The sequence below is a fragment of the Staphylococcus capitis subsp. capitis genome (assembly GCF_040739495.1).
GTDB classification, from domain to species: domain Bacteria; phylum Bacillota; class Bacilli; order Staphylococcales; family Staphylococcaceae; genus Staphylococcus; species Staphylococcus capitis.
On sequence record NZ_CP145263.1, the window covers coordinates 1,313,761 to 1,332,898 of the forward strand.

General features: G+C 32.5%; 15 protein-coding genes and 1 other RNA gene. 13 read left to right on the plus strand and 3 right to left on the minus strand.

Annotated elements, in window-relative coordinates; all coding sequences use genetic code 11:
• The first annotated feature begins 71 nt into the window (after positions 1 to 71).
• From asnS to V6C74_RS06680, 4 genes are all read left to right on the plus strand, one after another.
• On the plus strand, positions 72 to 1,364 hold the full coding sequence (asnS, locus tag V6C74_RS06665; protein ID WP_002453272.1) for an asparagine--tRNA ligase: 1,293 nt from the start codon (positions 72 to 74) through the stop codon (positions 1,362 to 1,364).
• Positions 1,365 to 1,460: 96 nt separating this feature from the next.
• Positions 1,461 to 2,153 carry a DnaD domain-containing protein gene (locus V6C74_RS06670; RefSeq protein ID WP_002453271.1) on the plus strand — a complete coding sequence of 231 codons (693 nt, stop codon included), beginning with the start codon at positions 1,461 to 1,463 and terminating at the stop codon, positions 2,151 to 2,153.
• On the plus strand, positions 2,143 to 2,802 hold the full coding sequence (gene nth, locus V6C74_RS06675; RefSeq protein ID WP_016898168.1) for an endonuclease III: 660 nt from the start codon (positions 2,143 to 2,145) through the stop codon (positions 2,800 to 2,802). Before V6C74_RS06670 ends, nth begins: the two co-directional genes overlap by 11 nt.
• A gap of 6 nt (positions 2,803 to 2,808) precedes the next feature.
• Positions 2,809 to 3,138 carry a YpoC family protein gene (locus tag V6C74_RS06680; RefSeq protein WP_002453270.1) on the plus strand — a complete coding sequence of 110 codons (330 nt, stop codon included), beginning with the start codon at positions 2,809 to 2,811 and terminating at the stop codon, positions 3,136 to 3,138.
• A gap of 141 nt (positions 3,139 to 3,279) precedes the next feature.
• Here the strand turns inward: V6C74_RS06680 and V6C74_RS06685 are convergent, their stop codons facing one another.
• Together V6C74_RS06685 and recU are read right to left on the minus strand one after the other, a co-directional pair.
• Entirely contained in the window at positions 3,280 to 5,517 is a 2,238-nt protein-coding gene (locus V6C74_RS06685) for a transglycosylase domain-containing protein (RefSeq protein WP_002453269.1), read from the minus strand.
• Entirely contained in the window at positions 5,514 to 6,140 is a 627-nt protein-coding gene (gene recU, locus V6C74_RS06690; RefSeq protein ID WP_002433974.1) for a Holliday junction resolvase RecU, read from the minus strand. The genes V6C74_RS06685 and recU overlap by 4 nt, the downstream gene beginning before the upstream one ends.
• Positions 6,141 to 6,509: 369 nt before the next feature.
• Here recU and V6C74_RS06695 point away from each other — a divergent pair, with 369 nt between their 5' ends.
• From V6C74_RS06695 to V6C74_RS06735, 9 genes are all read left to right on the plus strand, one after another.
• Complete coding sequence (locus tag V6C74_RS06695) at positions 6,510 to 6,842, plus strand: DUF1798 family protein (protein ID WP_002433589.1); 333 nt, start codon at positions 6,510 to 6,512, stop codon at positions 6,840 to 6,842.
• Positions 6,843 to 6,853: 11 nt separating this feature from the next.
• Positions 6,854 to 7,396, plus strand: coding sequence for a DUF1273 domain-containing protein (locus V6C74_RS06700; RefSeq protein ID WP_002453268.1), 543 nt, complete (start codon positions 6,854 to 6,856; stop codon positions 7,394 to 7,396).
• A 36-nt stretch (positions 7,397 to 7,432) separates the two neighbouring features.
• Positions 7,433 to 7,771, plus strand: coding sequence for a cell division regulator GpsB (gene gpsB / locus V6C74_RS06705; protein WP_002453267.1), 339 nt, complete (start codon positions 7,433 to 7,435; stop codon positions 7,769 to 7,771).
• Positions 7,772 to 7,824: 53 nt separating this feature from the next.
• An RNA gene (gene rnpB / locus V6C74_RS06710) (RNase P RNA component class B) lies at positions 7,825 to 8,208 on the plus strand.
• A 190-nt stretch (positions 8,209 to 8,398) separates the two neighbouring features.
• Positions 8,399 to 9,535 carry a class I SAM-dependent RNA methyltransferase gene (locus V6C74_RS06715; RefSeq protein WP_016898167.1) on the plus strand — a complete coding sequence of 379 codons (1,137 nt, stop codon included), beginning with the start codon at positions 8,399 to 8,401 and terminating at the stop codon, positions 9,533 to 9,535.
• 157 nt (positions 9,536 to 9,692) lie between these two features.
• Entirely contained in the window at positions 9,693 to 10,331 is a 639-nt protein-coding gene (locus V6C74_RS06720; protein WP_002453265.1) for an SDR family oxidoreductase, read from the plus strand.
• 210 nt (positions 10,332 to 10,541) lie between these two features.
• Positions 10,542 to 13,982, plus strand: coding sequence for a dynamin family protein (locus V6C74_RS06725; protein WP_016898166.1), 3,441 nt, complete (start codon positions 10,542 to 10,544; stop codon positions 13,980 to 13,982).
• 20 nt (positions 13,983 to 14,002) lie between these two features.
• Positions 14,003 to 14,881: a 5'-3' exonuclease gene (locus V6C74_RS06730; RefSeq protein ID WP_002453263.1), complete on the plus strand. Its 879-nt coding sequence runs from the start codon at positions 14,003 to 14,005 to the stop codon at positions 14,879 to 14,881.
• A 390-nt stretch (positions 14,882 to 15,271) separates the two neighbouring features.
• Positions 15,272 to 18,532 carry a DUF1542 domain-containing protein gene (locus V6C74_RS06735; RefSeq protein ID WP_256661459.1) on the plus strand — a complete coding sequence of 1,087 codons (3,261 nt, stop codon included), beginning with the start codon at positions 15,272 to 15,274 and terminating at the stop codon, positions 18,530 to 18,532.
• Between the two features lie 64 nt (positions 18,533 to 18,596).
• Here V6C74_RS06735 and V6C74_RS06740 read toward each other — a convergent pair whose 3' ends face one another.
• The gene (locus V6C74_RS06740; protein ID WP_002453260.1) at positions 18,597 to 18,989 is read right to left on the minus strand and encodes a ribonuclease HI family protein; all 393 of its coding nucleotides are present in this window, start codon (positions 18,987 to 18,989) and stop codon (positions 18,597 to 18,599) included.
• Between the last annotated feature and the right edge of the window lie 149 nt (positions 18,990 to 19,138).

Genomic DNA, 19,138 nt, shown 5'->3' on the forward strand with positions numbered 1-19,138 from the left:
ATGTAGAAGTTAATAGAAGATTTTGTTAAAATAAATAAGTATTAAAAGAATAGAAAAATAGGAGTTTGGTTATGAAGACTACGATTAAACAAGCGAAACAACATCTAAACCAAGAAGTAACTATTGGTGCTTGGTTAACAAATAAACGTTCTAGCGGTAAAATCGCGTTCTTACAATTACGTGATGGTACTGGATTTATGCAAGGGGTTGTAGTGAAATCAGAAGTTGATGAAGAGACCTTCCAATTAGCTAAAGAGATTACTCAAGAATCTTCATTATATGTAACAGGAACAATCACTGAAGATAATCGTTCTGATTTAGGCTATGAAATGCAAGTAAAATCAATTGAAGTCATTCATGAAGCACATGATTACCCAATCACACCTAAGAATCACGGTACTGAATTCTTAATGGATCACCGTCATTTATGGTTACGTTCTAAGAAACAACATGCCGTGATGAAAATTAGAAATGAAATTATTCGTGCAACATATGAATTCTTTAACGACAATGGCTTTACTAAAATTGATCCACCAATTTTAACTGCAAGTGCACCTGAAGGTACAAGTGAGTTATTCCATACTAAATACTTCGACCAAGATGCATTCTTATCTCAAAGTGGCCAATTATATATGGAAGCTGCAGCTATGGCAGATGGTCGCGTATTTTCTTTCGGTCCAACGTTCCGTGCTGAAAAATCTAAAACACGTCGCCATTTAATTGAATTTTGGATGATTGAACCAGAAATGGCATTTACGAATCATGCTGAGAGTTTAGAGGTACAAGAACAATATGTCACTCATGTTGTACAATCAGTACTTAAAAATTGTGAATTAGAACTTAAAGCACTTGACCGTGATACGACTAAGTTAGAAAAAGTAGCAACACCATTCCCAAGAATTTCATATGATGATGCGATTGAATTCTTAAAAGAACAAGGCTTTGATGATATTGAGTGGGGCGAAGATTTCGGAGCACCTCATGAAACTGCAATCGCTAATCATTATGATTTACCAGTGTTTATAACTAATTACCCAACTCAAATTAAGCCGTTCTATATGCAACCTAACCCTGACAATGAAGATACAGTATTATGTGCTGATTTAATTGCTCCAGAAGGCTATGGCGAAATCATTGGCGGTTCTGAACGTATTAATGATTTAGATTTATTAGAACAACGTATTAAAGAACATGAATTAGATGAAGAAAGTTATAGTTATTATTTAGATCTTCGTCGTTATGGCAGTGTACCACATAGTGGTTTTGGTCTTGGTTTAGAAAGAACAGTTGCGTGGATTTCAGGAGTCGAACACGTACGTGAAACTTCACCATTCCCACGTTTATTAAATCGTTTATACCCATAATAGAGGCGAAGTAAGAACTTCATTTTCAAAATGATGCCAAAACGTCCAGTCAATTGATACGGCTGGGCGTTCATTTTAAATAGGAGGGGAAAACACTTGGATTTGTTTCAACTTAAAACACGTCCTGTCGTAATTCGAAGAGAATTATTAGATCATTATGCGGAATTAGGTATAGATGAACAAGATTTAGTGATTTTGATTAAATTGATTTACGCATCAGAGACGTCTAATAAGCAGCCCTCTATAGAATTGCTTCAAAAAGGGTCTCATATGCAACCTCGTGAAATCACTGCCGTCATTCAAAATTTAATACAACACGAATTATTAGAATTAAATGTGAGTAAAGACGAAGAAGGTAAATTCACTGAGTATATGAATTTAGATCCTTTTTATGAGAAATTAAGCCTAATACTAAAGAAACAAAATTTAAATAACCAAGAGCAAGATAGTAAAGAGCAATTTAAACAGCTATTTCAATTGATGGAACAATCCTTTGGGAGACCACTTTCACCCTACGAAATAGAAACATTAAACCAATGGATAGATGTGGATCAACATGATTTATCCGTCATTCAAGCAGCATTAGACGAAGCACTGAGTCAAAACAAATTAAGTTTTAAATATATAGATCGCATACTGTTAAATTGGAAGAAGAACAATGTTAAAACAGTAGATGACTCCAAAAAAATAAGAGAACAATTTAATCAGAAGCAACCTAAAATGAGACATGTAGTTAAACAAGTTCCCAAATTTGATTGGTTAAATGGAGAGAAACCAGATGATAAGTAAAAAGAAAGCATTAGAAATGATAGATGTCATTGCGAATATGTTTCCAGACGCAGAATGTGAATTAAAACATGATAATGCATTCGAACTCACTATTGCTGTATTACTCTCAGCTCAATGTACGGATAATTTAGTCAACCGTGTGACACGTTCACTCTTTGAAAAGTATAAAACACCGGAAGATTACCTTAATGTTAGCGATGAAGAGCTTCAAAATGATATACGTTCAATAGGACTATATCGTAATAAAGCGAAAAATATAAAAAAATTATGTCGTTCATTACTCGATCAATTTGATGGACGTATACCAGAGACTCAAAAAGAATTAGAAAGTTTAGCAGGTGTCGGTCGAAAAACTGCAAATGTGGTAATGAGTGTAGCATTTGGAGAACCTTCTTTAGCTGTGGACACGCATGTTGAAAGAGTTTCTAAACGTTTAGGTATTAATCGATGGAAAGACAATGTTAGACAAGTTGAGGATCGTCTATGTGATATCATCCCACGTGAAAGATGGAATAGAAGTCATCATCAACTTATTTTCTTTGGAAGATATCATTGTTTAGCTAGAAAACCTAAATGTGATATATGTCCTTTATTAGATGATTGTAGAGAAGGTCAGAAACGTTATAAAGCTAGTTTGAAGGAAGCGTGATTTATAGTGATTAAGAAAGATGATTTCGAACAATTAGAAACACTACTCGATAAGTTAGCGAGTCAGAAGAAGTTAAAATCTCAAGAGGCTCAACCTATTATTGATGATTATTTTGAGATGATACTTAATTACTTTAAACAAATTAATGAAATCAGTGAAATCAATTTTGATCACTTAAATGAGTATCCTGTAGTACCTATGAATTTTGATGAACGGTATCATTATATGATTGCTAGAAAATATCATTTTATGGGATATAGACAAATGAAAACGTTAAAAAGTGAGTTAATTAAAATGAATGCCTCTTATCAAATAAGGAAGAAGCGCAATCGTTAAGTAAGCCTATTTAAAAATTTAAGAGTCAAATTGTATTGTTATGAAAGGGAAGACGTTCCCCAAACAATGCAATTTGACTCTTTTAATATATAAAAAGAGTCCCAATTTCAAAACATGAAATTGGGACCTTTGCTATATTAATTATGATGCTTTGTTATCAAATATAGCATTTAAGTTAAATAAACGAGTTAGTGCGTTACCAGAGCTACTTTGAGAAGAGCTACTGTTATTGCTAGAACTATTACCTGAGTTTGAAGATGAGCTATTGCCTGATGACGAATCACTATCTCCGTGAACACTACGGTTAGTAGTGTCGTTGTCTGGGTGACCTTTAACAGATAAGTTATCCGCATCACTACCATTAACATCATTAGGTTTCTTGAAGTCTTCACCATCTTTAGAAGAGATATCAGACATTACATCTTCGAATAAATGTTGTGGATATTCTTGCTCAGTATGTCCTACAAATGAGTTAGTACCGTATTGTTTAACTTTATTGAAGCCCATCCAAATTGACATTGAATATTGAGGGCTGAATCCGTTAATCCATACGTCTTTAGCTGCACTGTCTGGTAAGTTATATTTTTGATAAATTTCAGAACCATAAGTACCAGTACCAGTTTTAGCACCCATATTAACTCCTGAAACACCGTGTCCATAAGCTGAACCGTATGCTTTGAATGTACCTTTCAAGATTTCAGCTAACATATAAGCTGTATAATCTTTCATCGCTTTGTGACTAGTATGATCATATTCAATAGTGTCACCATCATTAGTGACTACTTTTTGAATAGAGTGAGCATTGTTATAAGTACCACCATTAGCAATTGCAGCGAACGCTGAAGCTAATTGAGTAGGTGAGAATTCAGAAGATGAACCACCAAGTACTTCAGATGGACCTATTTTACTGTTGTAATCTAAGCCAACTTTAGAAGCGAATTTCTTAGGCGCATCGTTACCTGCTTGTTTCTTAACTTGTTGCCAAGTTTTAAGAGCAGGAATATTGAAACTTTGACGTAAAGCATCATAAGCAGAAACTTTACCATGACTTTTAGTGTCATAGTTTTTGAATTCTGAACCATCAACCCAATATGAAGATTCGTCTTGGATTGCGTGGTTAGTAGCCCATTGCATATTTTCAATAGCTGGACCATAAGCTAAGAATGGTTTTAATGATGAACCAGTAGGGTGAGCATCTGTAGCTTGGTTACGTTCTACGACATTTTTGTAGTCACGTCCGCCTGAAATAGCTACAAGACCACCAGTTTTACTATCTAAGATCGTAGCACCAACTTGTTGGTCATCATTTTTATAATAGTTAGAACCACCATTATTAACACGATCTTGAAGCGTTTTTTGAACGTCTTTGTCCATGTTAGTGTAAATTTTTATACCACTTTGTAGGACGTTGCCTAAGTTCTTGTCTTTGAAGTATTTATTATTCATTAATTCTGATTCAACGAAGTTAACGTAAGAATCATACTCTGAATCATTATTATTAGCGTTCATTTGACGATCTTTCTTAGAGCGTTCTACTAAGTTCGCTTTTAGATCAAGTTTCTTAGCATCAGCATATTCTTTATCAGTAATTCTGTGATGTTTATGCATTAAATAGAGCACTGTGTCTTTACGGCTATTCGCTTCTTTAGGGTTATTGTAGATGTTATATAAGTTTGGAACCTGTGGTAAACCTGCAAGATAAGCTTCTTCAGCTAAGTTTAAGTCCTTCAAGTCCTTGTTGAAGTAATATTTAGCTGCAGCTTTGACACCAGTAACACCATCAGAATAGTAAATTTTATTCAAGTAAACTTGGAATATTTCATCTTTACTATATTCTTGTTCAAGACGGTATGAAAGGTAAGCTTCTTGAGCTTTACGACCGATAGATTTTTGTTGTGTTAAGAATGAATCTTTTACAACTTGTTGTGTTAAAGTTGACGCACCCTGAGCACCAAATCCACCAGTTAAGTTCTTCCCAATAGCACCAAATAAGCGTTTATAGTCTAGCGCACCGTGATGATAGAATCGATTATCCTCTGTTGCTAAAACGGCATATTTCATGTGTTTTGGTACGTCTTTAATGTTGACGTGTTCATGACGTTGACCGTTATCTAACGTTTTAACTAGATCCCCATTCTTATCATAAATCTTAGCCGGAATTGGGTCTTCTAGTTTCGACTCAGTAAATGCTGGCGCTTTCCATGCATAGTAAGCAAACAACAAGATACCAAGTAACAACAGAACGAAAAAGGCGATAATCATAAAGCCGATTATCTTGATAATCGTTCTTTTAACATTCCTATTCTTTTGTTCGTCGGACTTCCCACCATTTTTACTATTATTTTTTTTAGGTTGGGAAGACCCTTTATTTTCCGTCATACGCGGTCCTCACTTTCATCTAATATCAACTTATCAACTGCCTTGAGGTAATTCAATCTTGGTTGATATTGATAAGGAATATGGTAACCATTTTTCCGAATTTCTTCAACTGTAATCGATTTTTTGATTTCTTGAGTATATCTTTCCCAGAAAAATTCAAACTTAGAATATGGCAATATATAGACTTCATCAAGTGTTTTGAAACGTATCATAAGAAAAACAATTCCCTTTTGAAGATATGTATTTTTCATATGTTCAACTTGATGTGCATGTATATTATTAAGGGGAAAAGAAGTTTTATTCTTCGTTTCCTTTGCCTCGAAATCGATATAATACCCATTATAAACGCCGTTATAATCGGTAGTTGAAGGTGTACGAAAATAAGCTTCATTAATCACAGCCTTACTACGTTTAGGATAGTGAACATTGACTATCTGAACGGGAGTAGGCTTCTTGTGAATGACTGCTATGCCACTTTTTAAATAGAACGTATTGGATTGTTCTATATCTTTTTCAAGCGACATTCCGCGTCCACCATATTCAATGTTACTTGAAAAGGGTGAAGGCTTTCGTCCATCCGAAGACTTATTTTTTGAGTATGGCTTACCATTAGGATAATTCATAATATTCACCACACAAGTTTGATGAGAAAACTTTAGATATGTAAATGAAAAAACTCAATCAAACTCTAGTATTTGAATGTATATGTTATTTAACAAACATACATCATTCATTATTTTAACGTGATTAGCCTATTCTGTCACGATTTCTTTCATAAATGAAAGATAAACGTAATCTATAATTTATTATTTATTAAAATTATAGTTATTTAAACGAGACTTAAATGATAAAAGTAACATAAATCTTTCAAAACAAATTTACCGATAACAAAATCTTTATAAATTTAATCATGTCTAATCAATGAAAGAATGATACTTTGCATGACTTAAGCTTTCTTATTGTGTTAAATTAACTTTGTAGGAGGCATCCTAATGCGAAAACTAATAGAACAACTTATCTCGGATATTGATGAAATGAATCATCGTTTTGAAAGGGTAAAATCTTCAGAAGTTGATTATGACTTTTATAAGGTAGTAAAACCTTATGCACATTCGATTGATTCAAAACTTAATGAATTAAACAATTATTATCAACAAATCATTAATACGCCGTATATGACACCATTAAAATTTAATTTACTTATATCAAACATTCAATCGCTATCTGTAGAATGTCATTTTAAACGTACGAGTAGAAAGCTTTTCACAGAAAAAATAAAAAGCGTACAGTATGATTTAAAAAATATTTTAACGTATCATGTTTAATGAGGGAGAATATGGTTAAAACTGTATATGTTACTGGATACAAATCTTTTGAATTAAATATATTCAAAGATGATGCACCAGAAGTTTCATATTTAAAGAAGTTTATATCTCATAAATTAGAACAATTATTAGATGAAGGTCTAGAATGGGTGCTGATTCAAGGGCAAATGGGTATTGAGTTATGGACAGCTGAGGTTGTTTTAGACTTAAAGAAAGATTATCCAGAATTAAAATTAGGGATTATCACACCTTTCTTAGGTCATACGCATCGTTGGAATGAACAGAACCAAGCTAAATACGCTTCAATCGATCAACAAGCAGATTTTACAGAGAGTATTCATCATACTGATTATCAAGGGCCTTTTCAGTTTAAACAAGCAGATCAATTCATGCTAGATCATACCGACTATACCATACTAATTTATGATGAAGAACAAGAGGCAAGTCCTAAATTCTTCAAGACTATGTTAGTTGAATTTATGGATAAAACAAACTATACTTGTGATATTGTGACGTTTGATGAACTCACTGACTTCATCAACGACTTGCAGTAGTCTCAAGATCAAAGTTTCGAATGAGGTGGATAAAAGATGTCAGATGTTTCATTAAAATTATCAGCAAAAGATATTTATGAGAAAGATTTCGAAAAAACTATGGCTCGTGGCTATAGAAGAGAAGAAGTAGACGCTTTTTTAGACGATATTATTACAGATTATCAAAAAATGGCGGACATGAATAATGAAGTTGTTAAGCTATCAGAAGAAAATCATAAATTAAAAAAAGAACTTGAAGAGTTAAGACTTCGTGTTGCTACAACAAGACCACAGGAAAATAAAAACTTTTCTTCTAATAATGGCAACAACTCATTAAACAATGTAGATATTTTAAAACGTATTTCTAATTTAGAAAAAGCAGTTTTCGGTAAGTAATAAAAATTTTTGTTACTTATTCACATGAAATTGTGTTATAATCGCAAAAGTGATATTTCGGGTAATCGCTATAGCAATATAGAGGAAAGTCCATGCTCACACAGTCTGAGATGATTGTAGTGTTCGTGCTTGATGAAACAATAAATCAAGGCATTAATTTGACGGCAACGAAATAACCTAAGTCACATGATATGGTTAGAATAGTTTGAAAGTGCCACAGTGACGTAGCTTTTATAGAAATATAAAAGGTGGAACGCGGTAAACCCCTCGAGTGAGCAATCCAAATTTGGTAGGAGCACTTGTTTAGCGGAATTCAACGTATAAACGAGACGACTTTCACACGAGCGTGAAAGTATGTAGACAGATGGTTACCACCGACGTACCAGTGTAACTAGTACACGTGATGAGTACAACGGTACAGAACATGGCTTACAGAAATATTACGACTAGTTTAGCTCTCCCTTATATATGGAGAGCTTTTTTATTGTTTATATTTATGGGCGCAAATGCTCTCATGAAAGCTATTTGTTTGATCATTTTCAAAAAATAAAAATGAGTTCATCCTTATATTAAAAAAAGATGATGAATTTGGTAAAATAAACACAATACGAATAAAGGAGCAATGAAATGTTTCAATTATTAGCAGTCTGTCCAATGGGACTGGAAGCAGTCGTGGCTAAAGAAATACAAGAACTTGGTTATGAAACACAGGTTGAAAATGGGCGCATCTTCTTTGAAGGTGATGAAGCAGCCATCGTTAAATGCAACTTATGGTTACGTAAAGCTGACCGCATTAAGATAGTAATGGGGCGCTTTGATGCTAAAACATTTGATGATTTATTCGAACAAACGAAAGCTCTACCTTGGGAAACAATTATCGATAAAGAAGGTAATTTCCCCGTTCAAGGTCGAAGCGTAAAATCAACATTGCACAGTGTACCTGATTGCCAAGCAATTACTAAAAAAGCCATCGTCGAGAGACTTAAAAAGGCATATGAAGAAAAAGGTTGGTTAAATGAGACTGGTGCAAAATATCCTGTAGAGGTTGCAATACACAAAGATAATGTTTTATTAACTATTGATACATCAGGTTCAGGATTAAACAAACGTGGTTATCGTCTAGCACAAGGGGAAGCACCAATCAAGGAAACATTAGCTGCTAGTTTAATTCGTTTAGCAAATTGGAAAGGTGATTCTCCACTGATTGATCCATTCTGTGGTTCTGGTACGATTGCGATTGAAGCATGTTTAATTGCACAAAACATTGCCCCTGGATTTAATAGAGATTTCGTATCTGAAGAATGGAATATCATGCCTCCAAATATTTATGATGAATTGCGTGATGAAGCAGATAGAATGGCAGATTATGATAAAGAAATTGAAGTTTACGCATCTGATATTGACCCTGAAATGGTAGAAATTGCTAAACGTAATGCTGAAGAAGTTGGACTGGGCGATATTATTCAATTTAATGTTAAAGACGTTAATACTTTAACTATTGATTCAGAAGGACCAGTAGCATTAGTAGGAAATCCGCCATATGGTGAACGTATAGGTGATCGCGAAGAAGTAGAAGAAATGTATCGCTATATTGGTTCACTAATGAAGCAACATCCTTATTTATCAACATATATTTTAACTAGTAATAAGGAATTTGAGTACTTAGTTAACCGTAAAGCAACTAAACGTCGTAAATTATTCAATGGTTATATCGAATGTACGTATTATCAATATTGGGGTAAAAAACCCGATTTTAAAAATTAAGGTTTACTTTTTATTATTTCCGTGTAATAGTAGTAACCTAAATATTCAATTCATTCGCACTCTTATCTCGACTATAGTACAGTTGAATAGGAGTGTTTTAATTTTAAAAATACTAAAAAATAAAATATTGAAGATGTTTAGAAAGGGGATTATAAATATGAAAACAGTATTAATCATCGGAGCTAACGGTAGAGTGTCTATCGAAGCAACTAAAATTTTCCTTGAAAACTCTAGTTTTAATGTAGATTTATTCTTAAGAAATGCACACCGTATCCCTGACTATGCTTCTAACCGTGTAACAGTATATGAAGGCGATGCAAAAAACTTAGAAGATCTTGAGAAAGCATTAGATGAAGTTGATGTAGTCTTTGCAAGTTTATCTGGATCACTTGATAGACAAGCTAAGACAATTGTTGAAGCTATGGCTAATAAGAATGTTAAACGCTTAATATTTGTGGCAGCACCTGGTATCTATAATGAATTACCTGAACAATTTAACGAATGGAATAAAGAACAATTTGGTGATAAATTAAATCTATATCGCAAAGCGTCTGACATTATTGAAAATTCAAATTTAGATTATACTATCATCCGTCCAGGTTGGTTAACTGATAAAAATGAAAATGTCTTTGAAGTTACTACTAAAGATGAGACATTCAAAGGTACAGAAGTTTCACGTAAAAGTGTTGCTTCATTAGCTGTTCAAATCGCTAAAAATCCAGAGCTACATTCTAAAGAAAATATTGGTGTTAATAAACCTGGAACAGAAGGCGATAAACCTGCATGGTTTGATTAATAAATATGCCATTTTAACATAGGTTTTACTTTGTCTATGTGATAAAATTTAAAATATCATAACTTTTGAAAATTAGGGTTTGTCATCTAGACTAACCTAATTTTTTTAATTTTTTTGAAGTTGATATACATAAATTTCTTACACTTTTGATAATGATCAGAGTAAAAACCTCTATCACATATTGAGGGAGCTAAAGGGGATTCAAAACACATGGATAACACTGAACAATTAGATATTTTATATAAGTTAAAAAAGGAAGTTGAGAAATCCAACAACTATGCCTTAGTTAACACTATTAACCAAGTAATAAAAAAAGTATATCTTAATCAATTTACCGCTTCTTTCGTAGGTCACTTTTCAGCTGGGAAATCAACGTTAATTAATCTATTACTTGAACAAAATATTTTACCTAGCTCACCAGTACCTACAACAAGTAATACTGCAGTCGTGTCAGTCGCTGAAGAACCAGGAATCATCGCGAATTTACCTCACCAACAATACACTAAATTAAAAACTTATGATGATGTGAAACAAATGAATCGTCAAAATGTGGATGTTGAATCAGTAGAAATTAACTTCCCATCAAATAAATTCAACAACGGTTTCACACTACAAGATACACCTGGCGTAGACTCAAATGTTGCCACACACCAGTCTAGTACTGAACAATTTATGTATACGAGCAACATTCTCTTCTATACTGTAGATTACAATCACGTACAATCTGCATTAAACTTTAAATTCATGCGACGTATTAATGAAGTAGGTATTCCTATCGTGTTTGTCATTAATCAAATCGATAAACATAATGAGGACGAAATATCATTTGATACATTTAAATCACGCGTAGAGAAATCAATTAAAGATTGGGATATTGAATTAACAGATACTTATTATGTATCTAAATTTGAGCATCCAGAGAACCAAATTAATGAATTATCTGATTACCTCGTTCAAATGGATAATCACCGAGAATCTGTCGAAGATTACGTGAATCGTACTATCGATTTTATTACTGAAGCACAACTTGCTTATATCCAAAAAGAAATCCAAGACATCCTCGATACACTTGATATCGAAGAGGAAGACTTTGAGCAAGCTTACATGAAGTTTCAACAAAATCAAGAAGTAAGCGAAGAAGCTCAACTATTAAACGACTCTGATAAATTACTAAATTATTTAAAGCAGAAACGTAAAGATATTTTAGATAACGCTTATATCATGACACATGATATGCGAGAACAGTTAAGATCTTATCTTGAAAGTAAATCTGAAGACTTTAAAGTAGGCGGGCTTTTCAATAAGAAAAAGAAAAAAGAAGAAGAACAGGAACAACGACTGAATCAAGCTACTGACGCGTTACAAGATAAAGTGAACCAACAAATACGTCAGCCACTTCGAGAAGACATGTCATTCTTAACACGCTTTATAAATGACAGTGAAGTTAATAATCAAATCCTAAACCAAGATTACCTTATAAAGCCATCATTAATTTCTGATTTATATCAACCTCAGACAAGTATTAGCAATACGTATGTTCTTACATTCTCTGATGAAGTAGTGAAAGCTTTAAATAAACATATTGAACATGAATCAAACCCTATCTTTAAAGATGCTGTGAATCACGCTCAAGCAAGCGAGTTAACAACAGAAGATAATGAGGATAAACAAGAATATGAAAAATTCATTGAGTTGAAAAATTTAAGAGAATCGTTAACTACTCATAATTATCAACATTATTATATCCATTTAGATGATTCACTGGATAAATTAATCGGAAGAACTGAAGCAAATTTCGAACTTAAAGAAGAAAATTCAACGGCTTACCACCACAAACATGAACAAGTCAACCATGATGAAGCAGAAACAGCAAATCAAGTTGATATTCAGAATGCACTTCAAGTAGTCGAAGATGTCCCTCTATTTGATCGTACGAAAAAGGACATCAAAGACACAATGCATCGCCTCAATAATCAAATCACTAAAATTGGTGTATTCGGAACTTTCAGTGCAGGAAAAAGTAGTTTAATCAATGCTTTATTAGGCGGTCAATATTTAGTAAGTTCACCAAATCCTACAACAGCAGCGACAACTGAATTATCATACGGTGAAGAAAGCCAAATCACCTTAAAATCATCTGAGCAATTACTAGATGAAGTCAACAATGTTCTTGAATATTACAATGCGTCATATGATTCATTAGAATCATTTATTAACAGTGATTTGAAGAAACTTAAGACACAACTTGAAAAGAATCAACTCGCATTTATTGATGCCATTGAGAAACATTATGATATGTATCTAGACATGTTAAATGAGGGAGAAGTGCATACCGTCTCTCAAGAAGACGTTAAAAAATGGAGTGCAGAAGATGAATACGCTACATTCGTTAAGACCGTGCATCTTAACCTTCCACTTGAATGGTTAAAAGGTAAAATTATCGTCGATTCATTAGGTCTTCACTCTAATAATCAACGACACACTAACGAAACTGAGCAGATTCTTACTTCTTCAGATTTAATCCTCTACGTAAGTTATTTTAATCATTCATTCACGGATAACGATAAAGCGTTTATCGAGCACATGAAAGCGATGAATCAATTAAATGAGAATCAAGCATTCAAGATGGTTATTAATGCAGTAGATTTAGCTGAAAATGAAGACGACCTCAACGCAGTGCGTGATTATGTTGCAGATGCACTTGGACAAGTTAACCTTCATTCTGAGATATTTAGCGTTTCAAGTCGTAAAAGCTTAAAAGAGGGCGATCAAGGTATAGATCAATTGCGCGATAGCATTCAGCGATTTGCTGATGTCGAATCTAAAACCATTTTAGAACAACAGATGGTTCATCAAATTCAACAAATGAATGATTCCTATAAAGAAATGATTCAAGAGTTCCATAATAATAAGGAACAAATACAAGCTAGACAAGAAAAATTATTAAACATTAAAGACCAAGATAGACTTAATAGCCAATTGATCAATACTACATCGCAACATACTAATAACGAAGTTGATGAACAAATCTATCATTTAAACAATAGACTCAATCTTCAATTATTAGACGAAGTGAAATCAGTTTATAACAGTCAAATGACTCAAAATAGTGATTTTAATGAAGAGAAAAAGATTTCTACTAAAACTTATCTTGATCAAATTCATCAACGATTATATTTAGAACAATCATTAATTACTGAAAGAATCAAAAAGTATTTTAATTCACAATTAGAAGAGCAAATTGCACCAATTATCAAGAAGTTAAATCACATACACGTACTAGTTAAAGCTCAATTTGATGTAGAACCTGATGTAAAGGAAACACCATTTTTAAAAATAGATTTAAATGATATGATTGCAGCCTTACCGAAGCAATTAACAAAACGTAAAATACTAAATCCTAATTCACAACGTGATATCCAAGAACAAATTGCAAATGTAACATTAGAATTGTTACAAGATGGTTTGAGTGAATTAAAACAAGAACTAAACGTCTATGTGCAACAGATGTCACGTCAAGCTGAAACGCAATTCAAACAACTAGAGCAACAAATTCAAGAACAAATTGATGAATTACTATCATTCAAATTAGATGATACGCTCATCCAACAACTCGAAACAAAATCGAAACAACTTGATGAAATCATATAAGAAGAAAGAAGAACGCTATCATGACAAATAGAGTATTAATCGTGGACGGAATGGCTCTACTATTTAGACATTTTTATGCAACGAGTCTACACAATCAATTTATGTATAACTCTAAAGGTATTCCTACAAATGGCGTTCAAGGCTTTGTAAGACATATCTTCAGTGCAATTAAAGAAATTAATCCTACACATGTTGCAGTATGTTGGGATATGGGGCAACAAACCTTTCGCAACGAAATGTTTGAAGGGTATAAACAAAATCGGCCAGAACCACCAGCAGAACTTATACCACAATTTGATTACGTTAAAGAAATCTCACAACAATTTGGATTTGTAAATATTGGTGTTACTAATTATGAAGCTGATGATGTGATTGGGAGCCTCGCTCATACTTATTCTGATAACAATGAAGTTTTTATCATTACAGGAGATAGAGATATTCTCCAATGTATAAATGAGAATGTAGAAGTTTGGCTTACTAAAAAAGGATTTACTATTTATAATCGCTATACTCTAGATCGATTTAAAAACGAATACGGATTAGAACCCAAACAATTAATAGATGTTAAAGCATTTATGGGAGATACGGCAGATGGTTATCCTGGAGTAAAAGGTATCGGTGAGAAAACAGCTATCAAATTAATTCAAAATCATCATAGCGTTGAAAACGTAATTCAAAATATATCTACATTGATACCAGCGCAGCAAAAGAAAATTAACGATAACATAAACAATTTACATTTATCAAAATCATTAGCTGAAATTCACACTCAAGTGCCACTCGAATCAGAACAGCTCTTTAATGAAATGGCATACGCACATGAACTAAATGAAATACTTTCAATTTGTAACGAACATGAGTTGTATGTTTCAGGAAAATATCTAGCAAGCAACTTTTAATCATTAAACCAAATGGACTTATCGAAATTAATTCGTAAAGCCATTTGGTTTATTTTATACCCATCATATACGCAACATAAAATTTATTTTATATAAATATTGTGAATTAATTTCACTTTCTTTATATAAAGTGATATTATTGTTTAGAACGAATAAAATATTGTTCGAAACTCTATTGTGATAGATAAGTGAGCATGCCGCATTCAAATTATGATTTTGATAAAACGACATTAGCTCTAAATTTTATTAAACTCATTTTGAATGGTATTCTTTTCATTTTAAATATCGTCATTATGGTCAATTTTAAGTACACGATATATTAAATCACATCAAACAACAAAGACATAACATCTAGAATAGGAGTGAACGGAAGATTTACACAATGCTTTAATAAGTAATGCAACACCTGTTCATGCGAGTGTTAACTACATCAATGCAGACGAGGATTTACAAAATCAATTTGATCAAGCGCTTCAACAAGCAAGAAATACATTGTCTAAAGCTAAAGGTAAACCTGCTTCAATTGAAGAAGTTCAAGGCTTAATTCAGTCTATTAAAGATACTAAAGAAGCATTAAATGGTGATCAACGTCTTGCTAAAGCTAAATTTAAAGCTGAGATATTTATTAATCAATTAAAAGATTTAAATAATGCTCAACGTGTAGACTCAATTAAACAAGCAAATGATACTGATAATCTAAAAGATTTATCGCAAATCGTTTCTACTGCATCAGATTTAAATAATTCTATGTCAGAATTAAAAGCCAAATTAAAAGAAACAGTTAATCCTGTTAAATCAAGCATCAATTACATTAATGCCGACTATGATTTAAAACGTCAATTTAATAAAGCAGTTAAAGACGCTAGAGAAGCATTAAGTAAAACTAAAGGCGCCAACCTCAACGAAAGAGATATTCAAGGTTTATCTCAAGCAATTGATAGCACTAAAGATGCATTAAATGGTGAACAACGTCTTGCCGAAGCTAAAGAGAAATCTAAACAATTTATAAAACAACTTGATACTCTTAATAATGCTCAAAACAATTATTTAACAAATGAGATTAATAAATCTGATAATATTAAAGATATAACAAACATAGTAGATAATGCTTCAAGTCTAAATGATGCAATGAAAGACCTTAGAGATACCGTTGCACAATTAAACCAATCTACTAAAGATAGTATTAATTATCAAAATGCAGACGAAGATTTAAAATTACAATTTGATAATGCGATAAATATAGCTAATAATGTTTTAAACAAAAAAGATGGCGACAACTTAGATATCACTGTTATTGAAGGTATGACTCAAGCGATTAAAGATGCTAAGGACGCACTTAATGGTGAACAACGCCTTAAAAATGCTCAACAAGCTGCACATAAAGCTATTGACGATGCACTTAAACATCAACTTGATGAAATCAATCATGCTAATGCTACAGATGAATCAAAAGCACAAGCTATTAAATCTGTAGAGAATGCAGCTAAACATGCTAATGCTGATATTGATCATGCAAGTTCTAATATAGGCGTTTTTAACGCTGAAAATGAAGGAACAACAGCTATTAAACATACGCATGCTGATGAATTACCAAAAGCTAAAATTGATGCTAATAATGAAATCGATCAAAAATTAAAAGGTTTATTGAATAATATTGATCAAAACCCTAATTTATCTAATCAAGAAAAAGAGAAACTCAAAGATGATTTAAATCATGCAATCGAGAACATTAAAAACGAGATTGATCGTGCTACTAATAAACAAGCTGTTGCAGATGAAAAAGCTAAAGCAGATCATTTAATGAAAGGTACTCAAGATATCATATCTGCAAAAGAACAAGCTAAACAATCAATTAAAGATTTAGCACAACGTAAGCGAGATGCAATCAATAACAATCCTGATTTGACTGACCAGCAAAAAGCACACGCACTTGCTGAAATCAATAAAGCGGAAAAAGAGGCTATTAAACAAATAGAGAACTCTAATTCTGTAGATCAAATTAACAAAGTTAAAGATGATAGTCTTAACCACATTGCGAAAATTGTAATATGGGATACTGATCAACAGCCATCAATACTTCATCGTCCTGATTTAAGCTTACAAGATGCGTTAGTTACAGGAAAAGTCATCGTGCATAGAGGTGCTACGATTACACTTAGTGAAATTGAAAGTGCCATGACTTTAGCTGATGGTCTTAAAGTTAGAATCATTTCATTACCTAACACAGATAAAGTTGCAGATAACCTAACTGCGAAAGTTGAAGTGACTCTTGCGAACGATACATCAGTTATTGTCGATGTTCCTGTAGATGTTATTGAAAAAGAACTTCAAGTTGCAAAAGATGAAGCATCACAACAAATTGATCAAGCTACTAAACAAAAGTTAGATGAAATTGATAAAGATAAAATTTTAACCGAACAGCAAAAAGAACAAGCTAAAGCTGAAGTTCAAAAACTTAAAGATCAAGCTATTGATAAAATTAACAATTCAACTAATGTAAAAGATGTTGAAAATAATCAAAATAAAGATTTAAATGATATTAATCATTTTGATCCTAGACAATTTACATTGGACAAAGCTAAAGAAGCTAATAAAGCTGAAGTTAATAAACTTACACAAGAAGGTGTACAAGAAATTAAACATATTTCTGATTTATCATCTGAAGAACAAGCTCAATTCAATCATCAACTAAAAGATCTTGAATCTAAAGTTAATAACATGATTAAAAATGCAAATGATATAGACGAACTCAAACGCATTCTCAAAGATTTCAAAGTGCAACGCGATCACATCATTGCACAAGCTCATTTACTCGGTGAAAAACATAAAGCTGAACGTAGACTCAATAACGTTGTTAATAATAGAACTCAACAAATTATTAATGATATGTCAGCAAGTCAATACCAAAGACAATTAGCAATCAATCGTATTAGACAAATAGAATTAGATACTATGAATGCAATTCATCGTGCTAAAACAATCAAAGAAGTCCAAGACGCGTTACTGAATGGTATTCGTAGAATCATGGAAGTAGGTTTAGAAGGTTCATTTGATTCAATTTCCAATCAACAACGCGCTGCTAACAACGCTTATAAACACGACGTCCGTCTAAGAGAAAATGATATAAAAAGTCATATAGGTCAAACAGAATCTTACAAAGAAGTATTAAGTCACACAGGTATTAAATCAGGTAAGAATAAACACAAAGACGATGATCCTAAACATGTTAAACATCATGATAATAATTTCATCAATCGAGTTATCGATGACTTTGGCAAAGCAGTAGGCTTCATCACACTAACTGGTTTACTTTCAGGATTCTGGCTAGCGCTTGCTAAAAGACGTAAAAAAGAAGAGGAAGAAGAAAAATTGAATGATAAGAAGGATCCTCATATTTCCGATTCTAAAAAAGTAGAACCATTGATTATAGCTAAACGAAAAAAAGATAAAGAAGAAGAAACTGTTATTGAAGAAGACAATAAAAAAGCAATTCCTGTAGTGAAAAATAAAAGAGAAAAAGAGGAGAACAAACAGATAAGAAGAGAGACATGTTCTTCGAAAAAAGCAAAAACAAACAAAACGCAACGTCCTTCTTCAAACACTAAGTCAAAAAAAGGTACTACTAAAAACAAAAAGCGTTCAAAAAAGTAAAAAATAAATAACCGCTTCTAAAGTAAGAACAGGTTATAGGAAATTCTATAGCCTGTTCTTTTTTTTATTTAATCAATTTATATAAAGCTTGTTGTGCATGCTGGTTTGCTTCTTTATTTTTATCTCTAGGAACCCATTTAACAAACATTAAATCAAAACTTTGTTCGAGAATTTTCATATTATCATAATAAGGTTTAAATTTAGCATTTTTTACACGACCACTATTAACACTATCTTCAATTAATTTTGAATCAGTATGAAGTAGGGCGTTTCTAACATTGAGCTCTCTTGCATGTTCTAACGCATAAATCATTGCTGCCCATTCCGCACTATGATTATCTAACTCTCTTAAATCATGAGTAAACACGTGACGTTCAGATTCTTCTTTAATTACAACTGCACATGCACTTCTACCCGGATTACCTTTAGTTGCCGCATCAAAGTATATTTTTGCCATCTCATATACACCTTCGTTTGTAAGTTTGACTATATTGTAGCAAATTTATAAATAGACAGGTCAAATCATTTCTTTCCTGACTTTTTCTTGAAAATAATTACCTTTATAGACTTGTTTTATACCTGTATATTGAGACAAGATTCTGAAAA

Excerpts from the sequence above, each read along its gene's own strand:
- recU (WP_002433974.1), bottom strand. The coding sequence starts at position 6,140 with ATGAATTATCCTAATGGTAAGCCATACTCAAAAAATAAGTCTTCGGAT.
- V6C74_RS06695 (WP_002433589.1), top strand. The coding sequence starts at position 6,510 with ATGCGAAAACTAATAGAACAACTTATCTCGGATATTGATGAAATGAAT.
- V6C74_RS06730 (WP_002453263.1), top strand. The coding sequence starts at position 14,003 with ATGACAAATAGAGTATTAATCGTGGACGGAATGGCTCTACTATTTAGA.
- gpsB (WP_002453267.1), top strand. The coding sequence starts at position 7,433 with ATGTCAGATGTTTCATTAAAATTATCAGCAAAAGATATTTATGAGAAA.
- V6C74_RS06685 (WP_002453269.1), bottom strand. The coding sequence starts at position 5,517 with ATGACGGAAAATAAAGGGTCTTCCCAACCTAAAAAAAATAATAGTAAA.
- nth (WP_016898168.1), top strand. The coding sequence starts at position 2,143 with ATGATAAGTAAAAAGAAAGCATTAGAAATGATAGATGTCATTGCGAAT.
- V6C74_RS06725 (WP_016898166.1), top strand. The coding sequence starts at position 10,542 with ATGGATAACACTGAACAATTAGATATTTTATATAAGTTAAAAAAGGAA.
- V6C74_RS06715 (WP_016898167.1), top strand. The coding sequence starts at position 8,399 with ATGTTTCAATTATTAGCAGTCTGTCCAATGGGACTGGAAGCAGTCGTG.
- V6C74_RS06740 (WP_002453260.1), bottom strand. The coding sequence starts at position 18,989 with ATGGCAAAAATATACTTTGATGCGGCAACTAAAGGTAATCCGGGTAGA.
- asnS (WP_002453272.1), top strand. The coding sequence starts at position 72 with ATGAAGACTACGATTAAACAAGCGAAACAACATCTAAACCAAGAAGTA.
- V6C74_RS06720 (WP_002453265.1), top strand. The coding sequence starts at position 9,693 with ATGAAAACAGTATTAATCATCGGAGCTAACGGTAGAGTGTCTATCGAA.
- V6C74_RS06700 (WP_002453268.1), top strand. The coding sequence starts at position 6,854 with ATGGTTAAAACTGTATATGTTACTGGATACAAATCTTTTGAATTAAAT.